The organism is Yimella sp. RIT 621, assembly GCF_004146205.1.
Lineage (GTDB): Bacteria > Actinomycetota > Actinomycetes > Actinomycetales > Dermatophilaceae > Yimella > Yimella lutea.
In genome coordinates, this window is the sequence record NZ_SEIP01000003.1 from 233181 (window position 1) to 258393 (window position 25213).

The following is a 25213-nucleotide window of genomic DNA, read 5'->3' on the forward strand; positions in this document are numbered from 1 at the left end:
TTGGTCCTTCGTCGTGGGCCACGGTTCCGATCTGTTTCCCGTCCGCGTGGCCCACGACGGGGAACTGCATCACTGAGGGTCTGCGACCGCCACGCGGGCCGGGCGCACGACACGCTCGCCCACCTTGTAACCGGGCTGCATCACCTGAACGACGGTGGTGCCTTCGCTGCCCTCGGGCACCTCGGCCTCGATGTGCATCAGGGCCTCGTGGTGCATCGGGTCGAACGCGTCGCCCACCTCACCGAAGCTGGCCAGGCCGTAGCGACCCAGGATCGCATCGAGCTTGGCGGCGATCTTGGCGAACGGCGAACCCTCCTCGAGGTCGCCGTGCTGGCGCGCGTAGTGGATCTCGTCCAACACCGGCAACAGCGACTCCACGAATCCGGCGAGGGTGGCGCTGTGCGCCATCTCGCGGTCGCGGTCGACGCGCCGTTTGTAGTTGACGTACTCGGCCTGCAGTCGCTGCAGGTCTGCCAACCGCTCGGCGGCGAGCGCGGCGTCCGGGTGGACGTCGTCGCTCGGACCGGCGCTCGAACCGGTTGTCTGCTGCGGGTCGTCGTTGATCGCTTCGGTATTGGGCAGGTCGTCGCCGACCGCCCCACCGAACGCGCTGTCGCCGCCTTCCGCCTCGACGATCCGGTCGAACTCGTCGTTGCCCGAACCCTTCTCGGAGCCCTTCTCGGCACTCTTGTCAGCGCTGTTGTCGTCGCTCACGGCGTCCTCCTTCTCATGGTCTGCGGGGTGTGCGCCGCGCAGCTCGCCCGTCTCGGGGTCGATACGGCGCTTGTCCCGGACGACCGGCCCGGTGGGCTCCTCCTGCGAGGAGCCCACCTGATCGTCGGTCACTTCTTGTCCGACTCGTCGTCGTCCACGACCTCGGCGTCGACGACGTCGTCGTCACCGGCGGTCTGGGCGGAGTCGTCCGCGGCACCTGCGGTGGAGGCGTCACCCGAGGGCGCACCTTCGGCGCTCTCGGACGCGTACATCGCCGCGCCCATCTTCTGCGAGACGTCCGAGAGGGTCTTGCTCTTGGCCGCGATGTCCTCCGGGGAGGTGTTCTCGTCCTTGAGCGCGTCCTTCAGGTCGTTGGTCGCGGTCTCGACCTCGGTCTTGGTATCGGCCAGGATCTTGTCACCGTTGTCGGCGAGGAACTTCTCCGTCGAGTACACGAGCTGCTCGGCGGTGTTGCGCGCCTCGGTGGCCTCGCGCCGCTTGGCGTCCTCGGCGGCGTGCTCCTCGGCGTCCTTGATCATGCGGTCGATGTCCTCCTTGGGGAGGGCGGATCCACCGGTGATCTGGATCGAGGCTTCCTTGCCCGTGCCGCGGTCCTTGGCGGACACGTGCACGATGCCGTTGGCGTCGATGTCGAAGGTGACCTCGATCTGCGGCACACCACGCGGGGCGGGTGCGATGCCGGAGAGTTCGAAGTTGCCGAGCGGCTTGTTCATCTTGGCCACTTCGCGCTCACCCTGGAACACCTGGATATCGACGGACGGCTGGTTGTCCTCGGCCGTCGAGAACACCTCGGTGCGCTTGGTCGGGATCGCGGAGTTGCGCTCGATGAGCTTGGTGAACAGACCACCCTTGGTCTCGATACCCAGGCTCAGCGGGGTGACGTCGATGAGCAGCACGTCCTTGCGCTCACCCTTCAGCACACCGGCCTGCAGGGCAGCACCGACGGCGACGACCTCGTCCGGGTTGACGCCCTTGTTGGGCTCCTTGCCGGTGAGTTCCTTGACGACCTCGGCGACTGCGGGCATGCGGGTGGAACCACCCACGAGCACTACGTGGTCGATGTCGCCGACCGAGATGCCGGCGTCCTTGATGACGTTCTGGAACGGGGTCTTGGTGCGCTCCAGGAGGTCCTTGGTCATCTGCTCGAACTGCGCGCGGGTGATGGTCTCGTCCAGGTGGATCGGACCGTTTTCACCCATGCTCAGGTACTGCAGCGACAGGTTGGTGGACGTCGACGACGACAGTTCCTTCTTGGCCTGCTCGGCGGCGTCGCGAAGACGCTGCATGGCGATCTTGTCCTTGGACAGGTCGACACCGGTCTGGTTCTTCACCGTGGTGAGCAGGTGCTCGACGATGCGCTGGTCCCAGTCGTCACCACCGAGCTTGTTGTCACCGCTGGTGGCGCGCACCTGGATGGTGCTGAAGCCGTCCTCGGGGTCCTTGCCGACCTCGAGCAGCGAGACGTCGAAGGTGCCGCCACCCAGGTCGAAGACCAGGATGAGCTCGTCCTCCTTGCCCTTGTCCAGGCCGTATGCCAGTGCGGCCGCGGTGGGCTCGTTGACGATGCGCAGGACGTTGAGGCCTGCGATCTCGCCGGCCTCCTTGGTGGCCTGACGCTCGGCGTCGTCGAAGTACGCCGGGACGGTGATGACCGCGTCAGTGACCTTCTCGCCGAGGTAGGACTCGGCGTCCCGCTTGAGCTTCATCAGAATGCGCGCGGAGATCTCCTGCGGCGTGTACTTCTTGCCGTCGATCTCGTCGGTGGTCCAGTCGGTGCCCATGTGGCGCTTGACCGAACGGATGGTGCGGTCGACGTTGGTGACCGCCTGTCGCTTGGCGATCTCGCCGACGAGGACGTCGCCGTTCTTGGCGAAAGCCACGACGGACGGCGTGGTGCGGCCGCCCTCAGCGTTCGCGATGATTTCCGGATCGTTGCCCTCAAGGACGGCAACGGCCGAGTTGGTGGTGCCGAGGTCAATACCTACCGCACGAGCCATGGTGATGTTCTCCTTGTTGTGGGGTTCAGGACTACAGGCGACTCAACTCCGGGTGTCGAAACATTGTCAAGTCGAGACCCTGGAAACTTGCGTCTGATGGACTCAACCTCCTGGGCGCGTCCATCATTCCCGACCCGACAAAAGTTTTCTGGTCGGTTTGCTGTCGGCCTTCGAGGTGGAACCAGACCTGCCGCGGCGCCGTCCACTTCGCGGTTCGCGATCGCGGACCGGCGCACCAGCAACAATGCACGACCGGGACGACGTACGCTGTCAGCGCTCGACATTCCGGTCCGGACCCCCGGGGGACCCCATGAAGCCTGGTTACGCCCTTCTCAGCGCGGTTGCTGCCACGACACTGCTGGCGGGCTGCGGTTCGGACTCCGGTGTGACGGTCAGCAGCGCCACGAATTCCGGGGCGACGACCACCGGTACAGCGGAGCCGACGAGCAGTTCCGAGTCGAGCACTGAGTCGAGCACTGAGTCGAGCACTGACACCTCCGGCCCCGAGACCTCGAGCCCGACCAGTTCGGAAACTTCGAGCCCAACGGTGAGTGAGACCAGTTCACCGACGTCCACCGATGGCGCGCTGCTCGACGACGCCGCCATCGAAGCGTTCGCGACGAAGCTGGGTTGTGCACGCGAGCGCGCGGTGCCGCCGAAGAGCAGCTGGCTGCTGGCGAAGGGCGTCAAGACCGGGTACGACTGCACCGCGGGCGACATCGAGTACACCGTCATGCGAACGGAGAAGGCCGGGCAGATCGGGCCGGCCCTGGCGGAGATCAAGGTGCGCTGGGCCAAGGGCAAGCCGGTGTCGTACGTCGGGGGCACCAACTGGGCGATCCTCGCCTCCCCGGAGAAGGGCAAGCGCATTCCGGGTCTGACCCAGACCACCGAAGCCCAGAAGAAGGTCGGCGAAGGCAAGGTCACCTGGGCCTGAGGATCGGGGCGCGGGTCAGGACGCGGACCCGGCGGTGTGCCGGTGGTCAACGTGCCACCCGGTAGCGCACGAACACCGGCGCGGCCAGCGACACCGCCATCACGAGGACGACGGTCAGCAGACCGCCGCCTGCGGCGGTCCACGCCGTTCCCAGCCCGACGGCGGCAGCACCGTGCGCGACGTCGGCCAAGCGGGGACCACCGGCGACGACGACGGTGAACACACCTTGGAGGCGGCCACGGACATCATCGGTGGCTGCCTCCTGCAGCATCGTGGTGCGGAATGCGGCGGAGGCCATGTCGGCAGCGCCGGCCACCATCAAGGCACCGACGGCGATCGCCAGCGGTAGACCGGCTGCTCCCCTGCCGAAGGCCACCGCGAGGCCGAACACCGTGATGGCGACGCCCCATACGACGATCGCCACGACCACAGCCAGCCCTTGGCGCTCGACGCGCGACACCCAGCCCGACAGCACCCCGCCGATGACGGCACCGGCCGGGATCGCGGCGAACAGCAACGCGAAGGCGAACCCGCCACCGTCCGGGCCACCGAAGTCGAGGTGCGCGATCTGTGGGAACAGCGCCCGGGGCATGCCGAAGACCATGGCGATGATGTCGACGACGAACGACATGAGCAACACCGTGTGCGCGCGCAGGTAGGCGAATCCTTCGATGACAGAACGGAAACCGGCCTTGCTCGCCTGGCCGATCACAGGCATGGCAGGCAGGCCGACCACGGCCCACAGCGTCGCGAACAAGGTGATGGTGTCGGCCGCGTAGAGCCAGGAGTAGCCGAGCACCGGGATGAGCAGACCGCCGACCATCGGCCCGGCGATGGCACCGAACTGCATGACCGTCATGTTGAGCGAGTTCGCGGCGGGCAGCTGTTCCAACGGCACCAGTCGCGGGTAGATCGCCGAGCGCGTCGGCTGGTTCACCGCGAAGAACGCCTGTTGGACGGCGAACAGCACCAGCAACAACCAGACATGGTCGAGCTGTGCTGCGGCTTGCACGAAGAACAGCGCGCTGGTCGCGATGAGGCCGATCGTGGTGATGGTCAGCAGTTTGCGCCGGTCCATGGCATCGGCGAGGGCGCCGCCGTACAGACCGAAGACGATCAGCGGGACGAGGCCGAACAGCCCGGTGAGACCGACATAGGCCGAGCTGCCGGTGATCTTGTAGATCTGCGCGGGCACCGCGACCACAGTCAGTTGCGCGCCGATGAGCGTGATGATGTTGGTCCACCACAGCCGTCGGTAAGCCGGGACGCGCAGCGGACGGGTGTCGGCGAACAAGCCGCGGACGCGGGACAGGGCAACCTCCGGGGTACGGACGACGAAGCGCTCGATCCTCCCACTCGCAGCGACTACGGACTGACACCCACCTCTCGCGCTCGGCGTGCGAACGCGCGACAGTCAAGACGTGACGACCGCCGTCCGGCGGCCGCCTCCATCCGCCCACGGAGGTCGGGCATGTCGACCACAGTGCGCGTGCATCGCGGGTACGCCTGCCCCCGACCGGATCGTGATGGTCGGCGGGCAGCGGGTCGGACGCCCGGAAGGCGAGGTCAACGACTACGAGACCACTCCCGACAGTCATGTCCTCATGGTCCGCCTGGGCTACTTGCAGGAATGAATCCGTTTTCACGCCGAGCCGCAGGTTGGTTCGGAACGGTCAAATGGCGCGGGGTGAGTACATGATGATCGCGACACCCACCAGGCAGCAGAGCGCCCCGACTACGTCGTAGCGATCGGGACGGTAGCCGTCCATCACCATGCCCCAGACCAACGAACCTGCGACGAAAACTCCGCCGTACGCCGCCAGGATCCGCCCGAAGTTCGCGTCCTGCTGCAAGGTCGCGACGAACCCGTAGAGGCCTAATGCGATCACGCCGGCTCCGATCCAGAGCCAACCCTTGTGCTCCCGGACGCCCTGCCAGACGAGCCACGCGCCGCCGATCTCGCAGACTGCGGCAGCCAGGAACAACGCGAGCGAGCGGGCGATCATCATGGCGCCCATTGTTGTCGGCAGCCCCTTCGGCTCGGGTCAGGATCGCAGTGCGTGCACGAACACGGGTGCATGTGCACGTTCGTCGAGCGTGCCGCGCCTCGCGAATTCGGCGAGCACAGTGCGCATCGCACGTCCTTCATCGAAGGTTGCATGCCACGCCGGGCCCGACGCACGAACGATGGAATCCCACGCCGGCCCGGGGAAGACGAGCGGGAGATCCGTGGTGTGCGCACCGGCGAGCGGGCCGTTGGCCGGTTTCGAGCGCAGGACGTACCGCCCTGTGTGGCCGCCGGCCGCCGAATGACGCTGGGCGAACCGGCGAGCCGGAGCGCCGTAGATGCGGCTGGTGAGCCGCCGGACGAGTTGCTCGCGTACCGCGGGCCGCAACGGCAGGCGTCCGAGCCGGGGCGGGACGAACAACGCCGCTTCCCGATCGGTGTGTCCGATCAGCAGATCGATCGATCCCGCTGATCGCCAGGCATCGTCCAGATCCCGTTCCTTCGGCAACGGGTCGATGCCGTACTGCGGGCCGAACGGCATCCCGGCCCGCAGGCCGTAACGCAGGGACATCCGTTGCAGGCGGTCGGTGGCAGCCAGGACCTCGTCGACGGACGCGTCCGGCGCCAGGTCCTGCACCTGGCGAGCCATCGCGACGTACATCCGGTCCCGTCTGCTCATCAGACCGAGCGGGGCGCTCATCACGATCGCCCTACGGAAAAGGCCCCGGGTGCCCTCGGCGATCATCAGGTGGGCGACCGAGTCGCCACCGGCGGACTCCCCGAAAACGGTGACGTGCTGCGGGTCCCCGCCGAAGACCGCGATGTTCTCGTGCACCCAGCGAAGGGCGGCGCGCTGATCGAGCAGACCGAGATTGCCCGGTGCGTCGCCGTGCCGCAGGTAGCCGAAGAGTCCGAGCCGATAGTTGATGCTGACCACGATCAGCCGCTGCTCGACGACCAGGGCGGTCGGGTCGTAGATGGGCAGGTCGCCGCCACCGGTCACATAGGAGCCGCCGTGGATCCACACCAGCACCGGCAGCGCGGCATCCGAGCTCGTGCCGGCCGGGACGGTCACCGAGAGGTTGAGGCAGTTCTCGTCCGTTCGCGGTCGACCCTCCAGATCGTCCAGCACTTCGTCGATGAGCGGGAACGACACCTGCGGACAGACCGGGGACGGCTCACGTGCATCGAAATCCCGACCGGAGAACGGCACGGGAACGGGCAGACCCCACCGGGAAGCGGACGCGTAGGGAAGGCCGGTCGCCTGCCACACCTTCGGGGTGCCGCGACCCGAGACCTTGCCACCGGGAATCGTCCAGACCGGGGTGTTCGGGACGCTCATACCGGCGATCGTCGCAGACCGTCGTCGCCGCCCGGGCAGCCAGGGCTACCGAGGCGACAGAACCGTCTCGCCCACCTTCTCCTCATCGTGCAACCAGCGCTGTTCGAGCCACGCCATCGCCATCGGAAGCAGTCCGATCACCATGAGGATGATCACCACTGCCAGGACACCTTCGTCCAAACCCATGTCTCCACGCTCCTCCTTCTGCACCGGCAGTTGGTGAAGGGGCGGCGACGGATCCCGGAATTACCGCTGGGGGTTCACGAACGATGCAGCGCGTCGGCGATCGGAACGTCGCCGTCGGTGAATTCGATCTCGCGGCCCGCGACCGTTTCGGGGTCGGCTTCGACGACGGCGGTGATCACATCGGCAACCAACTCACGTGACGTGGACGTCTTGCCGTCGTTCGCCGGGTCGAGCGTCCCGGACGACGGGTCGAGAGTGAGAGTGCTCGGCTTGAGGATCGTCCACTGCAGTTCGGACGCCTTGAGGTGTTCATCGGCCGCGGCCTTGGCGTCGGCGTACGCGAAGAACGAATTGTCTTCCGGCACACCGTGACCGGGACCGGCACCGAAGTAGGACACCATCACGTACCGCAGCACGCCGGCCTGGCGGGAGGCGTCCATCGATCGGATCGCCGCGTCCCTGTCGACGGCATAGGTGCGCTCGGGGTGACCACCGCCGGCTCCTGCGGACCACACGATCACCTGGTGCCCGGTGAGCAGTTCGGCGAGTTCATCGGTGTCGAGTTGCTCGACATCAGCCACGACCGGTGCGGCGCCGGTCTCGGCGACATCTGCGGCGTGATCGGGATTGCGGATGATCGAGCTGACCTCGTGCCCGGCTGCGGCGAGCTTGTGAGCTGCGAGCAGGGCGATCTTGCCGTGCCCTCCGATGATCGCGATGCGGGTCATGTGCGCCTCCAGGTATCGGTCCGTTTCGTGTGCGCTCGCTCGACCCACGGTACGTAGCCCGGCCCGCCGGTTGGCACGTCCCGACGTTCCAATATAAACAAATGTTGTTTTCTGTTGACTTCTGCACGTTCAGGTGGTTTTCTGACGTGACCACGACCACGTGGGCCAACTCACACGAGGAGTCAGTCAGCCGTGTACGCAGCCGAGCGCCACCAGCGCATCGTCGACGAGGCCCGCCGTAACGGGCGGGTCGCGGTCGCCGACCTGGCCGGTGCTCTCGAGGTCACCACCGAGACGGTGCGACGCGACCTGAGCGTCCTGGAGGACCGCGGCACGCTGCGACGAGTTCATGGCGGAGCGATTCCGGTCGAACGTCTCGAACCGACCCTGGCCGCCCGATCCACCCGCTCGACCAAAAAGAAGACCCGGATCGCTGCCCGCGCGTTGGATGAGATCCCTGCCGACGGCACGATCCTGCTCGACAGCGGTTCGACCACCCTCGCGATCGCCGGCCTGCTCCCGGTCGACATATCGCTCACGGTGGTCACCAACTCGGTACAGGCCGCGGCATTGCTCACCGACCGCCCGAACCTCACCCTCCTGCTGCTGGGCGGACGCGTTCGCGGCGTCACCGGCGCAGCCGTCGGTTCCTGGGCGTCGGACCTGTTGGGCGGCCTCACCGTCGATGTCGCCTTCGTCGGCACCAACGGCATCAGCACCCGACGCGGACTGACGACCCCGGACGAGGCCGAGGCCGCAGTGAAAACAGCGATGATCGGCGCCGCGACCAAAACCGTCGTCGTGACCGATTCCAGCAAGGTGGGTGTCGACCACCTGCACCGCTTCTCGCCGCTGGACGCCGTCGATCTCGTCATCACCGACTCCGCGCTCGCTGCGGACGACCGCGACGGGTTGGTCGATGCAGGAACGAAGGTGGCATGTGCATGATCGTCACCCTCACTCCGAACCCCAGCGTGGACCGCACGATGTCCTTCGAGCACATCGCCCTCGGCGAGGTACAGCGCGCCGCTTGCGGCCGAATCGACCCGGGCGGCAAGGGAATCAACGTCTCCCGAGCCCTCGCCGCCAACGAGACACCGACGCTCGCGGTCCTTCCTGCTGGTGGCCCTGAGGGTCACCTGCTCACCGAACTGCTCGACGCTGCGAGGGTCCCTCATCTCGCCGTGGAGATCGCCGGGTCGGCCCGGATGAACATCGCGGCGGTCGAGCCGGACGGCACGACGACCAAGCTCAACGAGGCGGGTCCACATCTGACGGACGCCGAGGTCAGCGCCCTGTTCGGCGCCACCGCACGGGCGTGCGTGTCCGCGTCCTGGGTGGTCGGTTGTGGCTCGCTACCGCCGGGCGTCCCGACCACGCTGTACGCCGAACTGGTCCGTCGGATGAGCGGACGCGGCGTGAAGGTCGCGATCGATACCTCCGGAGCCCCCTTCCCGTTGGCCGTCGCGGCTCGACCGCACCTGATCAAGCCGAACCATGAGGAGCTCGCCGAGCTCGTCGGCCGCCCGCTCAGCACCGTCGGTGACGTCGTGGACGCGGCACGCGAACTGGTCGCGGACGGTGTCGAGACAGTCGTCGTGAGCCTCGGCGCCGACGGCGCGATTGCCGTGACCGCCGACGAACTGGTCTGGGCCGGAGCGAAAATCGCCGACCCGTTGTCGACGGTCGGCGCCGGCGACTGCCTGCTCGCCGGCTTCCTGCACTCGACCGTGGCGGGCGGCGACCTTGAAGCCGCCCTTCGCGAGGGCGTCCGCTGGGGCGCCGCCGCCGTTGGACTACCCGGCAGTCAGGTACCGCACCTCGAAGACCTCACCGATATCGAGGTGCACTCCACGCGCACCCCGCAACTCGACCGCGTCATCTCCTGACGCACCGACGAAAGGACACGTCGTGTCTCTGATCACCGACGAACAGGTCGTCCTGGACCTGGGTGGCGACGACCGCCATGAGGCCACGCGCACTCTCGCCGAGACGCTGGTCGCGACCGGTCGCTGCACCGACCTCGATGCGTTCCTCGCCGACGTGCGTGCCCGCGAGGAGAAGATGGCAACCGGCCTGCCCGGCGGCATCGGTATCCCGCATGCCCGTAGCGCGGCGATCACCGAACCATCGCTGGTTTTCGGACGCCCGGTCGAAGGCATCGATTGGGGCGCCAAGGACGGCCCGGCGACCACGATCTTCCTCATCGCCGCTCCCGAGGAGGGCGGTGAGGCGCACATGCAGATGCTGCCCAAGCTGGCGAAAGCGTTGATGGACAAGGAGTTCCGCGCACAGTTGCAGTCGGCGAGGACGAAGTCCGAGGTCGTCGAGCTCGTGAACTCCCGGGTCTCGCTCGACAATGCGCCCGCCAAGCCCGCTGCAGCTTCGACCACCACGGCAGCCGCCGGCGCCACCGCTGCTGCGCCGGCATCGGACAAGACATCGGACAAGACATCGGACAGGGCATCGGTCCCGGACGAGGTCGAGCCGACCGCACCGACCGCGGATGCGTCCACCTCCCGGCGGTTCGTCGCGGTGACCTCCTGCCCGACCGGCATCGCCCACACCTACATGGCCGCCGAGGCACTGGAGAACGCGGCCCGCGAGGCGGGGCACTCGATCACCGTGGAGACACAGGGATCCGCCGGATCGACGCCGCTCACCGCACGCCAGATCGTCGAGGCGGACGCCGTGATCTTCGCTCACGACGTCGAGGTGCGCGACAAGCAGCGCTTCGCTGGTAAGCCGACGGTCGATGTCGGGGTGAAGAAGGCGATCAGCGACGCCCCTGCCCTGCTGGCGCAGGCCGGACGGCTCGCGGACGAGTGGCGGAAGGATCCTTCGCGCGCCCAGGCGACGCCGGCGTCCGTCATGGACGACGAGCCCGAGAGCGAGGGCCTCGGCACGCGGCTGCGCAAGTGGCTGATGACCGGTGTGTCGTACATGATCCCGTTCGTCGCGGCCGGCGGAATCCTCATCGCGCTCGGCTTCATGCTCGCCCAGATCTTCGGCGGTGAGACCGGCGCGATCGACGTCACGAAGAACTTCACGCTCGACCCGACGGCCGATGCCAAGACCATCACCGTCCTGCAGAACTCGTTCAACCCGCTCGACGGGATGCACTGGGCTGCACTGCTTTTCCTCATCGGTCGAGCAGCGTTCGGGTTCCTCGTCCCGATCCTGTCCGGCTACATCGCGTACGCGATCGCCGACCGTCCGGGTCTGGTGCCCGGCATCGTCGGCGGCGCCGTGGCGGTCACCATGCAGGCCGGCTTCCTCGGCGGCATCGCGACCGGCCTGCTCGGTGGCCTGATCGCCAAGTGGATCTCCGGTTGGAATGTGCACAAGAACGTCCGTGGCGTGATGCCCGTCGTGGTGATCCCGCTGCTGTCGACCCTGCTCACCGTCGGGTTGCTGATCACCGTGCTCGGCCGGCCGATCAAGTGGCTGTCCGACCAGTTGGCTGAGGGGCTGAACAGCATGTCGGGCACCAGCGCGGTCCTGCTCGGCTTGATCGTCGGCGCGATGATGGGCTTCGACCTCGGCGGCCCGGTGAACAAGGTGGCGTACGCCTTCGCGACCACCGGGCTGTCCGCAGCCGGCACCGCAACCGATGCCCCGCAACTGAAGATCATGGCCGCGGTCATGGCCGCCGGAATGGTCGCGCCGCTCGGTCTGGCACTGGCCACCACCATCCGGCCCAAGCTGTTCACCGAGCCCGAGCGGGAGAACGGCAAGGCCGCGTGGCTGCTCGGCGCCTCGTTCATCTCCGAGGGAGCCATCCCGTTCGCGGCCGCCGACCCGTGGCGCGTGATCGTCGCGTCGGTCGCCGGGTCAAGCGTCACCGGAGCCCTGTCGATGGCCTTCGGCGCCACATTGCGCGCCCCGCACGGCGGCATCTGGGTGCTCCCGCTGATCGGCAACTTCGCCCTCTTCCTGGTCGCTCTCGCGGCGGGTGTGCTGGTGATGACCACGGTCGTGGTCGTGCTCAAGCAAGCCGCTGCCAAGAAGTCCACCAACACCCTCGTCGCAGCCTGATCGCTGCGGCAGACTCACAACACACCCAACCGACGAAGGAGTCAGTTTCATGGCACAGCGCACCGTCACCATCGCTTCGAAGGTGGGCCTGCACGCCCGCCCCGCGGCCCTGTTCGTCCAGGCGGCGTCCGAGACCGGACTGGACGTCCAGATCGCCAAGCCGGGCGAGGACCCGGTCGACGCGACCAGCATCCTGGGGGTGATGGCGCTCGGCGCCAGGCACGGCGAAGAGGTCGAGCTGACCGCCGCAGGCGACGGCGCCGACGAGGCACTCGACTCGCTCGTCGACCTGCTCTCGCGCGACCTCGACGCGGAATGAGTTGACGGCGGTGGAGAACATGATTCTGCAAGGGATCGGCGTCAGCCCCGGATCCGCCTACGCCCCGGCGGTCCTCGTCGCTCCCCCGATGCAGGCACCGGCCGATGAGCCGGCACCGAGTGACGCCAACTCGGCACTGCTCGAGGTCAAGGCCGCCTTCGAATCGGTCGCGACCGAGTTGGACGCCCGCGCCGCAGCGGCGCCGAAGACGGCCGCGCAGATCCTGTCCGCCACCGCCCTCATCGCCCGCGACAAGGGCCTGCACAAGGCGGCCGGCAAGCACCTCGCGGGCGGAAACGGCCCGGCGAACGCGGTGCACCTCGCAGTCGAGGAGTACGTCCTTCAGTTCGAAGCGCTGGGCGATTACTTCGCCGAGCGGGTCACCGATCTGCGTGACGTCGGCGCCCGGGCCATCTCGGTGCTGCTCGGCCTACCGGCGCCGGGCGTTCCGACGTTGGCCCAGCGCTCGATCGTCGTCGCCCTGGATCTGGCTCCGGCCGACACCGCCGTGCTCGACAAGGCGCTCGTCGCCGGCATCGTCACCCAGGCGGGCGGTCGCAACAGCCACACCGCGATTCTCGCCGCTCAGATGGGCATCCCCGCCGTCGTTCACTGTGCCGGAGCGCTCGACATCGAGATCGGTACTGTGCTGTCCATCGACGGAGACACCGGCGAGGTACTCACCGACCCGGAACCGGAAATCGTTGCGGCTCTTGCCGATCGCGACGCCAAGCGGGCCGATGTACTGTCGTCCTCGACCGGTGCCGGCCGCACATCCGACGGTCACGCGGTCGCCCTGCTCGCAAACATCGGCGGGGTGGACGACGCCGTCGCCGCGGCTGCCACCGACGTCGAGGGGGTGGGTCTGTTCCGCACCGAGTTCGTCTTCCTGTCGGCGAAGAAGGCGCCCATGCTGCAGGAGCAGACCGACATCTACACCAAGGTCTTCGAACCCTTCGGGCACGACCGTCGGATCGTAGTCCGGACGCTGGACGCGGGTGCCGACAAGCCGCTCGCTTTCGCCGACCTCGGCGATGAGGAGAACCCTGCTCTCGGCCGTCGTGGCCTGCGCCTGTCACAAGCACGTCCGGAGCTGCTGCAGACCCAGCTCGAGGCACTCGGTGCTGCGGCGTCGGCTACCGGCGCGGACGTTCGGGTGATGGCCCCGATGGTGGCCACCCTCGATGAGGCGTCGTGGTTCGCCGAGCAGGTCGCGGCTGCGGGCCTGCCCACGTCGGGCGTGATGATCGAGGTGCCGGCAGCGGCCCTGTCGGCTCGGCATGTGCTCGGTCCGGTCGATTTCGGCAGCCTGGGCACCAACGACCTGGCGCAGTACACGATGGCGGCCGACCGGATGGAGGGTGCGCTCTCCGATCTGCTTGATCCGTGGCAGCCGGCCGTGCTCTCGGTGATCAAGGCTGCCTGCGACGGAGCCGCCGAGCTCGCAAAGCCCATCGGCGTGTGCGGTGAATCCGGCGGTGACCCGTTGATGGCGCTCGTGCTGACCGGCATGGGTGTCGGGTCGTTGTCGATGGCGCCGTCGAAGGTCGCGATCGTTCGCTTCGCGCTGTCGCGTCATTCTCTGGAGGAGTGTCGGCGCCTGGCTGCGCTGGCACTGTCGGCACCCACAGCCGCCGATGCGCTGGACACCGTCCGCACTGCTGCCGACGCCGAGCTCGTCGCGATCCTCTGACCTGCGGCGTTCAGTCGACCCAGACCCGCGCATTACGGAACATCCGCAACCACGGGCTCGCCTGTCCGATCGGGCCGTCGGTCCAGCTGAGCTGCACGTTGCGCTGCACGCGTTCGGGGTGCGGCATCATCGCGGTGAACCGGCCGTCCGGGGTCGTCACCGCAGTCAGTCCGTCCGGAGAACCGTTGGGGTTCAACGGATATGCGCTGGCCGGTTGTCCGTTACCGTCAACGTATCGAGCAGCCCGGTGCACGCGACTCTCGTCACCACGCAGATCGAAGTTCGCGAAACCCTCCCCGTGCGCCACGGCGATCGGCAGCCGCGAACCCGCCATCCCCGCGAAGAAGATGGACGGCGAGTCCAGTACCTCGACCTGTGAGAGGCGAGCCTCGTACTGCTCCGACCTGTTGCGGGTGAACCGCGGCCACGCCTGCGCTCCCGGAATGAGGTCGGCCAGCGCGGCGAACATCTGACAGCCGTTGCAGATGCCGAGACCGAAAGTGTCCTCGCGGTGGAAGAACGTCGAGAACGCCTCTGTCAGAGTCGGATTGAACAACACCGAACGCGCCCAACCTTCACCGGCGCCGAGGGTGTCTCCGTAGGAGAACCCGCCGCAGGCGACCAGGCCGACGGCGTCCGCGAGGTCGAACCGTCCGGCCTGCAGGTCGGTCATGTGCACGTCGTACGCCTCGAACCCGGCCCGGTCGAACGCGAACGCGGTCTCGACATGGCTGTTGACTCCCTGCTCGCGCAGGATCGCGACCTTGGGACGTACACCGAGGTTGAGATAGGGCCCGGCGACATCGTCGGCCGGGTCGAAACTCGGGGCGACGACCAGACCCGGGACGTCGGTGCCGACCGCCGAGTGTTCGGAGTCGGCGCACTCCGGGTTGTCACGCAGCGACGCAATACGCCACGACACCTCGTCCCACGCCTGTGCGAGGTCCGACAGAGGTTCGTCGACGGCGGACCGACCGGCGATCTTCACCCGGATTCGCTTGTCGGAGTTCGGCTTTCCGATCACTGTGACCTCGCCGCACCCCGCGAGAGCAGCGAGCGCCTCGTCGACCTGCGCGGAGGGCACCTCGACGATCGCACCGAGCTCCTCGGTGAACAACGCCTGGATGCTCGCAACCTCGAGGTCGACACCGGTGTTGCCGGCGAACGCCATCTCAGTGGCAGTCGTCCACAACCCACCGTCTGAGCGGTCGTGGTAGCTGAGCGCAATTCCGCTCGCGCGCAGCGCGTTCACGCCATCGACGAGAGCGACCAGTCGCGCGGGGTCGTCGAGATCGGGCACCTCCCCGCCGAACTCAGCATTGACCTGAGCCAGTATCGAACCGCCGAGCCGGTTTCGGCCGGCACCGAGGTCGACTGCCAGGAGTGTGGTGTCACCGCCGCGCAGCTGCGGGGTGAGCGTGCCGGTGACGTCGGACAGGGACGCGAAAGCCGACACGACGAGCGTCACGGGCGAGGTGACCTGCTTGTCGTCCCACTTGGTGCGCATCGACAGGGAGTCCTTGCCCACCGGCACCGAAACGCCGAGCGCGGGGCACAGTTCCATGGCGACCGCGTGGACGGTGTCGAACAGCGCCGCGTCCTCGCCGTCCTCGCCGCAGGCCGCCATCCAGTTGCACGACAGCTTCACGCCGGACAGCGTGATCGGAGCGGCGACGAGGTTGGTGATCGCCTCACCGACGGCCATGCGGCCGGACGCCGGACCGTCGACCGCTGCCAACGGCGAGCGTTCGCCGCTGCTCATCGCCTGTCCGGCGAGGCCGACGAAATCGGACAGCGTGACCGCGACATCGGCCACCGGCACCTGCCACGGACCGACCATCTGGTCGCGGTGAGTCAGACCGCCGACAGTGCGGTCACCGATCGTGATGAGGAAACGCTTCGAGGCGACGGACGGGTGACGAAGCACCGCGTAGGCCGACTCGCGCAGGTCGATGCTCGACACGTCGAGCGGCGCCGTCGAACGCTCCACTCGGCGGACGTCGCGGGTCATCCTCGGCGGTTTGCCGAGCAGCACTTCCATCGGCATGTCGATGGGGTGGTCGTCGCTCTCGCCCGCGAGCACCAGTTGCGCATCGTCCTTCGCCACGCCGACCACGGCAAAAGGGCAGCGCTCGCGTTCGCAGAGCGCAGCGAACTGGTCCAACGAATCTGCCTGCAGCGCAATGACATAGCGCTCCTGGGACTCGTTGCACCAGATCTCCTTCGGCGCGAGCCCGGACTCCTCCAGGGGCACCGCCGACAGATCGAAGCGGGCACCGAGGGCCGCGCCGTCGACGAGTTCGGGGAAGGCATTGGACAGTCCGCCGGCCCCCACATCGTGGATGGCGAGCACCGGGTTCTGCTCGCCCATCGCCCAGCAGTGGTTGATGACCTCCTGCGCGCGCCGCTCGATCTCGGGGTTGCCGCGTTGCACGGAGTCGAAGTCGAGTTCGGCGGCGTTGGTGCCCGAAGCCATCGACGATGCCGCGCCACCGCCCATTCCGATCCGCATCCCGGGGCCACCGAGCTGAACGAGCAGCGTTCCCGCGGGGAAGATGATCTTCTCGGTCTGGTTCGCGCTGATCGCCCCGAGGCCGCCCGCGCTCATGATCGGCTTGTGATAGCCGCGGCGCACCCCGTCGACGGTCTGCTCGTAGACGCGGAAGAAACCACCGAGGCCCGGCCGTCCGAACTCGTTGTTGAAGGCCGCCGCGCCGATCGGCCCCTCGATCATGATGTCGAGCGGGGACGCGATGTGTTCGGGTGCGCCGTAATCCTCGTCCTCCCAGTTTTCCTGAGTGCCAGGAAGATTCAGGTTCGAGACCATGAATCCGGTGAGGCCGGCCTTGGGTGCGGAGCCGCGGCCGGTCGCGCCTTCGTCGCGAATCTCGCCGCCCGCGCCGGTGGCCGCACCGGGGAACGGGCTGATCGCGGTCGGGTGGTTGTGCGTCTCGACCTTCATCAGTACGTGCACCTCGTCCGGGTGCTCGCCGTAGGGGGACGGTCCGGCCTGCTCGGCGGGCATCCACCGTGTGACCGGCCCACCAGCCATGACCGAGGCGTTGTCCTTGTACGCGACGACGGTGCCCTCGCCCGCGACGGCCTCGGTGTACCGGATCATCCCGAACAGCGACTGGGTCTGTACTTCGCCGTCGACCACGAAATCGGCGTTGAAGATCTTGTGGCGGCAGTGCTCGGAGTTCGCCTGTGCGAACATCATGAGTTCGACATCGCTGGGGTTGCGGGAGAGCCCGGTGAACGCCTCGACCAGGTAGTCGATCTCGTCGCCGGAGAGGGCGAGACCGAAACGTGCATCGGCCTCCTCGATCGCCTCGCGCCCGCGACCCAGAACGTCGATGCGTTCCATCGGCTCGGGGTCACGCTCGTCGAACAGGTGCGCCGCTGCGTCGTGATCGGCGAATGCCGTCTCGGTCATCCGGTCGTGCAGGACGGCAGCGGCCGCGTCCCAGTCGTCGACCTCACCGGTGAGCACGAACTCCGTCGCACGCTCGACACGATGCACTTCGATGCCGCAGTTGTGGACGATGTCGGTCGCCTTGGACGCCCACGGCGAGATCGTGCCGAGCCGCGGCGTCACCACGACCAGGGTGCCCTCGGTCGGGCCCTCGTAGGCGTCGCCGTAGGTGAGGATCCGGGTGAGGGAGTCGCGGGTGAGGTCGTCGAGTTCACGGGTGCTCGCGACCCAGTGCACGTACCGGGCATCGACCCCGGTGACATTCGGCTGCACCTGCTGCAAGCGCGTCAGCAGCGCTCGGGCCCGGAAGCCGGAGAGGGCGGAGCCGCCTGGGACGTGGGTCAGGACGAAGTGCGACGAAGCCATGAACGAGGGCATCTCCAGAGGCGACCGGCAGGAGCCTTCAGCCTATCGACCACGCATCGCGTGACCGCCGGGCCACCACCCGTCCCCTCTGCGCCGACCAAAGCGCTTGGGCAAAGAAGCCGTCGTGATGGACAAGGAGATCAACGGATTCATCGCCAACCGCATCCTCAACGCCATCCGGGACGAGGCCGTGTTCCTGCTCGAGGGCGGTTATGCGTCGATCACCGACATCGACGCCGCCTGCCGTACCGCGCTCGGCCACCCGAGGGGCCCGTTCGAGCTGCAGGACATGAGCGGCGTCCCGTTCCGGGTTGAGGATTCCAGCCCGCAGATCCGTCAGACCCTCGCCGACTGGGCCGAGCGCTTCGCCCGAGGCAGCGCGTGAGTCTCAGCGGAAGGCCGCGACGCCGGTCAGCGCCTGACCGATCATCAGCTGGTGCACCTCTGAGGTGCCCTCGTAGGTGAGCACCGATTCCAGGTTGTTGGCGTGGCGCAGGACCGGGTACTCGAGCGTGATTCCGTTGGCCCCCAACAGGGTTCGGCACTCCCGAGCGATCTGAATGGCTTCCCGGACGTTGTTGAGCTTGCCGAGGCTGATCTGCTCGGGGCGCACACCGCCGTTGTCCTTCAGCGAACCGAGGTGCAGCGCGAGCAGCATCGCCTTGCCCCATTCGAGCGTCATGTCGGCGAGCTTGGTCTGGGTGATCTGGTAGCCGGCGAGCGGCTTGTCGAAGATCTCGCGGTCGCCGACGTAGGAGATCGCTGCTTCGATGCAGTCACGCGCGGCGCCGACCGCGCCGAACACGATGCCGAAGCGAGCCTCGTTCAGACACGACAGCGGACCGGACAGACCTGCTGCTTCGGGCAACATCGCCGAGTCGGGCAGACGCACGTTCTCCAGCACGATCTCACCCGTCACCGATGCACGCAGCGACAGCTTCTTCTTGATCTCCGGAGCGCTGAATCCCGGCGTGTCCGTGGGCACCACGAAGCCGCGGATCTCCTTGCTCGATTCCCCGGTCTGCGCCCAGACCACGGCGACATCGGCCACCGGTGCGTTCGTGATCCACATCTTCGAGCCGTTCAACACCCAGTCGTCACCGTCGCGACGGGCCCGCGTCCGCATGCCTGCGGGGTTGGAACCGAAGTCGGGCTCGGTCAACCCGAAGCAACCGATTGCCTCCCCGGCCGCCATGCGCGGCAGCCACTCCTGCTTCTGCTCCTCGCTGCCGAACCGCCAGATGGCGAACATCGCGAGCGAGCCCTGCACCGACACCAGCGACCGAATACCAGAGTCGGCCGCTTCGAGTTCGACGCAGGCCAGGCCGTACGCGGTCGCGGACGTTCCGGCACACCCGTACCCCTCCAGGTGCATGCCGAGCAGCCCCATCTCCCCGAGCTTCGGCGCGAGTTCCTTGACCGGGACGGTGCCGGCTTCGTACCAGTCCTGCAGGTGCGGGCGAACTTCGGCGTCGAGCAGCTTGCGGACGGCCGCGGACATGTCACGGTCGTCGGATTCGATCAGCGTGTCGATGCCGAACAACTGCATCGGGCTCTGGGTTGCCATGGGGGTGGGACCTTTCAGCTGGTGAACGCGTTGATGCCGGTCTCGGCGCGGCCGATGAGCAGTTTCTGGATCTGGGAGGTGCCTTCGTAGAGCGTCATCACGCGGGCGTCCCGCAGGTACTTCTGCACGGGGTACTCGTCGATGTAGCCGTAGCCGCCGAACGCCTGGATGGCGAGATTGGCCGACTTCACGGCCGTCTCGGACGCGAACAGCTTCGCCTTCGAGGCTTCCACCTTGAAGGGTTCGCCCTTCTCCAACAGGTGGGCCGCGCGCCAGGTCAGCAGGCGGGCCGCATCGGTGTCGACGCTGATGTCGGCGATCATCTCCTGCACCAGTTGGTAGGAGGCGATGACCTTGCCGAACTGCTTGCGCTCGGTCGTGTAGTTCACGACCTCCTCGAGGCAGCCGGCCGCGATTCCGACACACCCGGCAGCGACCGAGACCCGACCCTTGTCCAGGGCCGACATCGCGATCGACATTCCCTTGCCCTCGTCACCCAGCCGGGCGGAGGAGGGCACCCGCACCTCGTCCAGGAAGATCTCCGCGGTCGCCTGACCGCGCAGGCCGAGCTTGCCCTTGATCTCGCGGCGCTCGAATCCGGGCGAATTCGTCGGCACCAGGAAGGCACTGATGCCCTTCGGCCCGTCCGGGCTGGTGCGCGCGAACACGAGGCAGACGTCCGCCCAGGTGCCGTTGGTGATGAAGATCTTCTGTCCGCGCAGCAGGTAGTCGTCGCCGTCCTTGACCGCCTTCGTCTTCAGCGAGCCGGGGTCGGACCCGTTGTCGGGTTCGGTCAGTCCGAAGCAGCCGATCGATTCACCGGTGACGATGCGGCGCAGCCAGTGCTGCTTCTGCTCCTCGGTGCCGTAATCGAGAATCGGCTTGCCGCACAATCCCATCGACACCGACACGAGTCCACGCACGGACGAGTCAGCACGACCGAGTTCCTCCATGCCCAGGCAGTAGGTGATCCAGTCGCCGCCGATGCCGCCGTACTCCTGCGGGACGGTCAGCCCGAGGAAGCCGATTTCCGCGAGCTTGGGCACCAGAGCGAGATCGATCGACTCGGCACGGTCCCAGTCACGCCGGTAGGGCACGACCTCCTTGGCGAGGAACTCACGGGCCACCTGCTGGAAGCCGCGCTGTTCGTCGTCGAGGGTCAGATCCACCATCGCGTCCCGCTCTCTGAGAACCACCCGGGCAATGTCTGGATCCTGCCACCTCAAGGGATGAAAACGTCCGTCACGTCTCGCCCATTGTCCGGACACTCACGACCGAACCGGTCCACGACGTAGCGTGAGGGGGTGACCGAGGCACCCACCATCAGCACCGTCGGCGAACTTCGCGCGAGCGGCCATCAGCACAAGCACATCCGCGAAGAGATCCGCGACAATCTGCTCGCGGCCCTCGCCGAGGGACGCAACCCGTGGCCGGGCCTGCACGGCCTGGACGACACCGTCGTCCCCCAGTTGGAACGGGCACTGATCGCCGGCCATGACGTCGTCCTGCTGGGCGAACGTGGCCAGGGCAAGACCCGCATCCTGCGTACTCTCGCCGGGCTCCTGGATGAGTGGACGCCGGTGATCGAGGGGTCCGAACTGGGTGAGCACCCGTACGACCCGATCACCCACGCGTCCAAGCAGCGTGCCGAGGAACTCCGTGACGACCTGCCGATCACCTGGCGGCACCGTGCCGAGCGGTATTCGGAGAAGCTTGCAACCCCCGACACCTCGGTGGCCGACCTGATCGGTGACGTCGATCCGATGAAGGTCGCCGAGGGGCGCAGTCTAGGCGACCCGGAGACGATCCACTTCGGCCTGATCCCCCGCTCGCACCGCGGCATCGTCGCGATCAACGAACTGCCCGACCTCGCCGAGCGCATCCAGGTCGCGATGCTCAACGTGATGGAGGAGCGAGACATCCAGATCCGTGGCTACCTGCTGCGGCTGCCGCTGGACGTGCTGGTCGTCGCGAGCGCCAACCCGGAGGACTACACCAACCGCGGACGCATCATCACTCCGCTCAAGGACCGCTTCGGCGCGGAGATCCGCACCCATTACCCGGTCGAGCTCGACGACGAGGTGGCCGTCATTCGGCAGGAGGCAGATCTGGTCGCCACCGTGCCGGACGCACTCGTCGAGATCCTGGCCCGCTTCACCCGTGCCCTGCGTGAGTCGTCGTCCGTCGACCAACGCTCCGGTGTCTCGGCCCGCTTCTCGATCGCAGGGGCGGAGACCATCGCGGCAGCTGCGCTGCACCGCAAGGTGATTCGTGGCGAGGACGACGCCGTGGCTCGCGTGGTCGATCTGGAGACAGCGGTCGACGTGCTCGGCGGAAAGGTGGAGTTCGAGGTCGGCGAAGAGGGACGCGAACGCGCGGTGCTCGACCACCTGCTGCGTACCTCGACAGCCGACACCGTGCGTCACCTCTTCAAGGGACTCGACCTGGCTCCACTGGTGGACGCGTTCGAGAACGGCTCGATGGTCACGACCGGTGAGCGGGTGACGGCCAAGGACTTCATCGACGGACTTCCCTCGCTCGCCGGATCGACGCTCTACGACGACATCGCCGAGCGGGTCGGTGCGACGACGGACGGCGAACGTGCCTGCGCGATCGAGCTCGCACTGGAAGGCCTGTACCTGATCCGCAAGGTGGGCAAGCAGTCGGGCGACGGCGAAACCATCTACGGCTGAACGGAATTCGAATGACCCATCGCTCCCGTTACGGGAAGTACACCGGCGGACCCGATCCGCTGGCTCCTCCCGTCGACCTCGCCGACGCACTTGCCGCGATCGGTGAGGACGTCATGGCCGGGTACTCCCCCGAGCAGGCGATGCGCGAGTACCTGCGACGCGGCAGCGAGCAACAGCGCGGGCTCGATCAGTTGATGCAGCAGGTGTCCAAGCGACGCGAGGAGATCCTGGCACGCAGCAACCTCGGCGGCACACTGAAGCAGGTCAAGGAGCTTTTGGACAAGGCGGTGCTGGAGGAGCGAAAGCGGCTGGCTCGCGACCTCGACGACGATGCCCGGTTCGCCGAGATGCGGATCGAGAACCTCCCGCCGTCTCCCGCGCAGGCCGTCACCGAGTTGGCCGACTACCCGTGGCGGTCGGCCGACGCGCGCGAGCACTATGAGCAGATCAAGGACCTGCTGGGTCGAGAACTGCTCGACCAGCGGTTCGCGGGTATGAAGCAGGCCTTGGAGTCCGCGACCGATGAGGATCGAGCCGCGGTCACCGAGATGCTGCGCGATCTGAACGAGCTGCTGGCGAAGAAGGCAGCCGGGCAGGACGTGGACGAGGCGTTCGAGCAGTTCATGGACAAGCACGGCGAGTTCTTCCGCGAGAACCCGCAGAATCTCGACGAACTCCTCGACGCGATGGCAGCCCGCGCTGCGGCCGCGCAGCGAATGATGAATTCGATGACCCCCGAGCAGCGTGAGGAACTCATGCAGTTGGCCGGGCAGGCGTTCGGATCACCGGAGCTGATGGAGCAACTCGCGCAGCTCGACTCCCAGCTGCAGTCACTGCGTCCGGGCGAGGACTGGGGCGGCTCGGAGGAGTTCGGCGGCGAGGAAGGACTTGGTCTGGGCGACGGCACCGGCGCGCTGCAGGAGCTCGCCCAACTCGACGACCTCGTCCAACAACTCGACCAGGACCGGCCGGGAGCCCGGATGGACGACATCGATCTGGACGCCGTCTCCAAGCTGCTCGGCCCGGAAGCGGCGCTCGACGCACGCACGCTCGCCGACCTCGAGCGCGAACTGCGCGACACCGGATACCTGGCCAAGGGGTCGGATGGCGCACTTCGCCTGTCCCCCAAGGCGATGCGGCAGCTCGGCAAGACGCTCCTGCGGGATGTCGCCGACCGGATGTCCGGTCGCTCCGGGTCGCGGGACATGCGTCGATCGGGTGCCGCGGGCGAACTGACCGGCGCCTCGAAGCAGTGGGAGTTCGGGGATACCCAGAGCTGGGACGTCACCCGCACCATCACCAACGCCGTCCAGCGCAAGGCTGCGGACGGTCGGCGGGACGGACGCGTCCGGATCGAGATGGGCGATGTCGAGGTGGTCGAGACCGAGGCGCGCACCCAGGCCGCGGTGGCTCTGCTGGTCGACACCTCGTACTCGATGATCCGCGCCGGTCGATGGGTGCCGATGAAGCGCACTGCTCTCGCGCTGCACCAGCTGATCTCGACACGCTTCCGCGGAGATCACCTGCAGCTCATCGGTTTCGGCCGGAACGCCGAGGTCATGGGCATCGAGGAACTCACCGCGTTGTCGGGCATGCAGTACAAGGGGACGAACCTGCACCACGGGCTGCTGCTGGCCAATCGCTTCTTCCGCAAGCACCCGTCCGCACAGCCGGTGCTGCTGATCGTCACCGACGGCGAGCCGACTGCGCACCTCGAACGCGACGGACAGTCCTTCTTCGACTACCCGCCGCACCCGTTCACGCTCGCGGTCACCGTCCGCGAGTTGGAGACCGCCGGACGGATGGGCGCGCAGACCACCTTCTTCCAACTCGGCGACGAGCCGTCGCTCGGACGCTTCCTCGGCGAACTCGCCAAGCGGGTCGACGGCCGCGTGGTCACCCCCGATCTCGACGATCTGGGCAGTGCCGTCGTGGGTTCCTTCCTCGGCTCGCGCACCGACCTGCCGCACGATCTGTACAGCGAGTTCGGCATGGGCCGCGGTTGGTGGGCTTAGCCCAACCGGCACCCCTTACCGGACGTCGACACAGCGACCCCTCTCGCTCGGAAAGGGGTCCCACATGAACACCCCCGCACTGCGCCGCGCTGCCGCCTCATCGCTGTCGGCACGGTGGCCGGCCGCACCACCTCATTCCCGACCTCGACCCGCGGTACGGGTACGTTGACGTCACCCTGACCAGCCACGACGCCGGCGGCGTGACCGATCGCGATGTTCAGCCTTGGGGGTCATATCAGCGGTTTCGCAGCGGCTGCCGACCTGTCGCTGCTCGATCAGAACTTGATCCACGCCGCTGCTCTGCACCGTTCGGGCGAGCGAAATTCCGAAGCGCGTGATCAAGCGTCGACCGGACGCGAGGCCACACCCGCTCGAACCACGGAGGCTGCCTCAGGATTCGGTGCCGGCTGCCAGGCTTCCGGCTCGCGCAGCGAGCCACTCGTCTCTGAGCGCGCCGTAGGTGTAGCCGTCGACCCATCCCAGTTCGGCGTGCCAGGAGTCCCCTCGCCCGTGCTGCTCGCGCCGCAGACCGGTCTTCTCCAGGATGCGTACCGAAGCGAAGTTGTCCGCGAAGCAGCCGGCCGTCACTCTTCGCAGTTCAAGGTGCACAAACGCAGCCTCGACCAGGCCGCGGGCAACGGCTGATCCCACACCGCGACCTTCGTACCCCGGACGGACGATGTATCCGATGCACGCGTCGGTCCCGCGAGGCTTGCCGGGCTGGCCCGCTCCGTCCTCGACCTCAAGGAATCCGACCCCAGCAAGCTCACCGTCGACCTCGGCGACGCAGGAGAAGTCCGTCTGGCTGGACGCAACGGCGAGCCAGCTTCGGCGTAGCTCGTCAAGGGTCTGGTGGGTGACGATCATCCACCGGTTGACTTCGGGCAGGTTGCGGAAGCTCGCGATGACCTCGATGTCTGCGTCTTGGGGATCGCGCAGCAACACACCGTTGATGGTCTTGGGCCAAGGACGAAGGGGAGGCACCCGCTGACACTCACAGCCGTAACGTCGATCGTCAAACGACTTTCCCGCTGTCGCCGACGCACGATGCTGTCCTCGTGTTGAGCGGAGCGTCATGTAGCCGCGCTTTGTGCGTGCGACGGCAGGGCTCGTT

The 25213-nt window shown here is 67.4% G+C and carries 22 protein-coding genes; 10 read left to right on the forward strand and 12 right to left on the reverse strand.

All coding sequences use genetic code 11. From position 1 onward, the window contains the following. Positions 1-69: 69 nt before the first annotated feature. The 3 genes from grpE to EU513_RS15735 all read right to left on the reverse strand — a co-directional run bounded on the left by grpE (position 70) and on the right by EU513_RS15735 (position 3221). Positions 70-846, reverse strand: coding sequence for a nucleotide exchange factor GrpE (gene grpE, locus EU513_RS04605; protein WP_239700921.1), 777 nt, complete (start codon positions 844-846; stop codon positions 70-72). Beyond that, entirely contained in the window at positions 843-2732 is a 1890-nt protein-coding gene (gene dnaK, locus EU513_RS04610; RefSeq protein WP_129624698.1) for a molecular chaperone DnaK, read from the reverse strand. Before dnaK ends, grpE begins: the two co-directional genes overlap by 4 nt. Before the next feature lie 321 nt (positions 2733-3053). Further along, positions 3054-3221: a hypothetical protein gene (locus EU513_RS15735; protein WP_168990144.1), complete on the reverse strand. Its 168-nt coding sequence runs from the start codon at positions 3219-3221 to the stop codon at positions 3054-3056. Positions 3222-3279: 58 nt separating this feature from the next. Here EU513_RS15735 and EU513_RS04615 point away from each other — a divergent pair, with 58 nt between their 5' ends. Next, positions 3280-3669, forward strand: coding sequence for a hypothetical protein (locus EU513_RS04615; RefSeq protein ID WP_129624699.1), 390 nt, complete (start codon positions 3280-3282; stop codon positions 3667-3669). 46 nt (positions 3670-3715) lie between these two features. Here the strand turns inward: EU513_RS04615 and EU513_RS04620 are convergent, their stop codons facing one another. The 5 genes from EU513_RS04620 to EU513_RS04635 form a co-directional block, all read right to left on the reverse strand. Continuing rightward, complete coding sequence (locus tag EU513_RS04620) at positions 3716-4963, reverse strand: MFS transporter (protein ID WP_240795918.1); 1248 nt, start codon at positions 4961-4963, stop codon at positions 3716-3718. 379 nt (positions 4964-5342) lie between these two features. Next, positions 5343-5678, reverse strand: a complete 336-nt coding sequence (locus EU513_RS04625) for a YnfA family protein (RefSeq protein WP_129624701.1) — start codon at positions 5676-5678, stop codon at positions 5343-5345. 36 nt (positions 5679-5714) lie between these two features. Then, positions 5715-7019: a carboxylesterase family protein gene (locus tag EU513_RS04630; protein ID WP_129624702.1), complete on the reverse strand. Its 1305-nt coding sequence runs from the start codon at positions 7017-7019 to the stop codon at positions 5715-5717. Between the two features lie 45 nt (positions 7020-7064). Continuing rightward, positions 7065-7205, reverse strand: a complete 141-nt coding sequence (locus EU513_RS15740) for a hypothetical protein (RefSeq protein WP_168990145.1) — start codon at positions 7203-7205, stop codon at positions 7065-7067. A 74-nt stretch (positions 7206-7279) separates the two neighbouring features. Beyond that, positions 7280-7933 carry an NAD(P)H-binding protein gene (locus EU513_RS04635; protein ID WP_129624703.1) on the reverse strand — a complete coding sequence of 218 codons (654 nt, stop codon included), beginning with the start codon at positions 7931-7933 and terminating at the stop codon, positions 7280-7282. A 192-nt stretch (positions 7934-8125) separates the two neighbouring features. Here EU513_RS04635 and EU513_RS04640 point away from each other — a divergent pair, with 192 nt between their 5' ends. Genes EU513_RS04640 through ptsP form a run of 5 tightly spaced genes read left to right on the forward strand, consistent with a single transcriptional unit; the run spans position 8126 to position 13983 of the window. Further along, complete coding sequence (locus tag EU513_RS04640; protein WP_129624704.1) at positions 8126-8881, forward strand: DeoR/GlpR family DNA-binding transcription regulator; 756 nt, start codon at positions 8126-8128, stop codon at positions 8879-8881. After that, positions 8878-9822, forward strand: a complete 945-nt coding sequence (gene pfkB / locus EU513_RS04645) for a 1-phosphofructokinase (RefSeq protein ID WP_129624705.1) — start codon at positions 8878-8880, stop codon at positions 9820-9822. Before EU513_RS04640 ends, pfkB begins: the two co-directional genes overlap by 4 nt. A 22-nt stretch (positions 9823-9844) precedes the next feature. Further along, positions 9845-11971, forward strand: coding sequence for a fructose-specific PTS transporter subunit EIIC (locus EU513_RS04650; RefSeq protein WP_129624706.1), 2127 nt, complete (start codon positions 9845-9847; stop codon positions 11969-11971). 49 nt (positions 11972-12020) lie between these two features. Next, positions 12021-12290, forward strand: coding sequence for an HPr family phosphocarrier protein (locus tag EU513_RS04655; protein WP_129624707.1), 270 nt, complete (start codon positions 12021-12023; stop codon positions 12288-12290). A gap of 19 nt (positions 12291-12309) precedes the next feature. After that, the gene (ptsP, locus tag EU513_RS04660) at positions 12310-13983 is read left to right on the forward strand and encodes a phosphoenolpyruvate--protein phosphotransferase (protein WP_129624745.1); all 1674 of its coding nucleotides are present in this window, start codon (positions 12310-12312) and stop codon (positions 13981-13983) included. 10 nt (positions 13984-13993) lie between these two features. Here ptsP and purL read toward each other — a convergent pair whose 3' ends face one another. Next, entirely contained in the window at positions 13994-17824 is a 3831-nt protein-coding gene (gene purL, locus EU513_RS04665; RefSeq protein ID WP_129624708.1) for a phosphoribosylformylglycinamidine synthase, read from the reverse strand. Between the two features lie 127 nt (positions 17825-17951). On the opposite strand from purL, the gene EU513_RS04670 reads away from it, so the two are divergent. Further along, a complete protein-coding gene (locus tag EU513_RS04670) occupies positions 17952-18209 on the forward strand; it encodes a 3-hydroxyacyl-CoA dehydrogenase family protein (protein WP_129624746.1) in 258 nt (85 codons plus the stop codon). A 3-nt stretch (positions 18210-18212) separates the two neighbouring features. Here the strand turns inward: EU513_RS04670 and EU513_RS04675 are convergent, their stop codons facing one another. Together EU513_RS04675 and EU513_RS04680 are read right to left on the reverse strand one after the other, a co-directional pair. Continuing rightward, complete coding sequence (locus EU513_RS04675; RefSeq protein WP_129624709.1) at positions 18213-19391, reverse strand: acyl-CoA dehydrogenase family protein; 1179 nt, start codon at positions 19389-19391, stop codon at positions 18213-18215. A 14-nt stretch (positions 19392-19405) separates the two neighbouring features. Continuing rightward, complete coding sequence (locus tag EU513_RS04680; protein ID WP_239700904.1) at positions 19406-20587, reverse strand: acyl-CoA dehydrogenase family protein; 1182 nt, start codon at positions 20585-20587, stop codon at positions 19406-19408. Positions 20588-20695: 108 nt separating this feature from the next. On the opposite strand from EU513_RS04680, the gene EU513_RS04685 reads away from it, so the two are divergent. From EU513_RS04685 to EU513_RS04695, 3 genes are all read left to right on the forward strand, one after another. After that, positions 20696-22084: an ATP-binding protein gene (locus tag EU513_RS04685; protein ID WP_129624710.1), complete on the forward strand. Its 1389-nt coding sequence runs from the start codon at positions 20696-20698 to the stop codon at positions 22082-22084. A gap of 11 nt (positions 22085-22095) precedes the next feature. Continuing rightward, on the forward strand, positions 22096-24099 hold the full coding sequence (locus tag EU513_RS04690; RefSeq protein ID WP_129624711.1) for a VWA domain-containing protein: 2004 nt from the start codon (positions 22096-22098) through the stop codon (positions 24097-24099). 134 nt (positions 24100-24233) lie between these two features. Continuing rightward, positions 24234-24437 carry a 4a-hydroxytetrahydrobiopterin dehydratase gene (locus tag EU513_RS04695; protein WP_240795923.1) on the forward strand — a complete coding sequence of 68 codons (204 nt, stop codon included), beginning with the start codon at positions 24234-24236 and terminating at the stop codon, positions 24435-24437. A 52-nt stretch (positions 24438-24489) separates the two neighbouring features. Here the strand turns inward: EU513_RS04695 and EU513_RS04700 are convergent, their stop codons facing one another. Next, the gene (locus EU513_RS04700) at positions 24490-25083 is read right to left on the reverse strand and encodes a GNAT family N-acetyltransferase (RefSeq protein WP_240795919.1); all 594 of its coding nucleotides are present in this window, start codon (positions 25081-25083) and stop codon (positions 24490-24492) included. Positions 25084-25213: the final 130 nt, after the last annotated feature.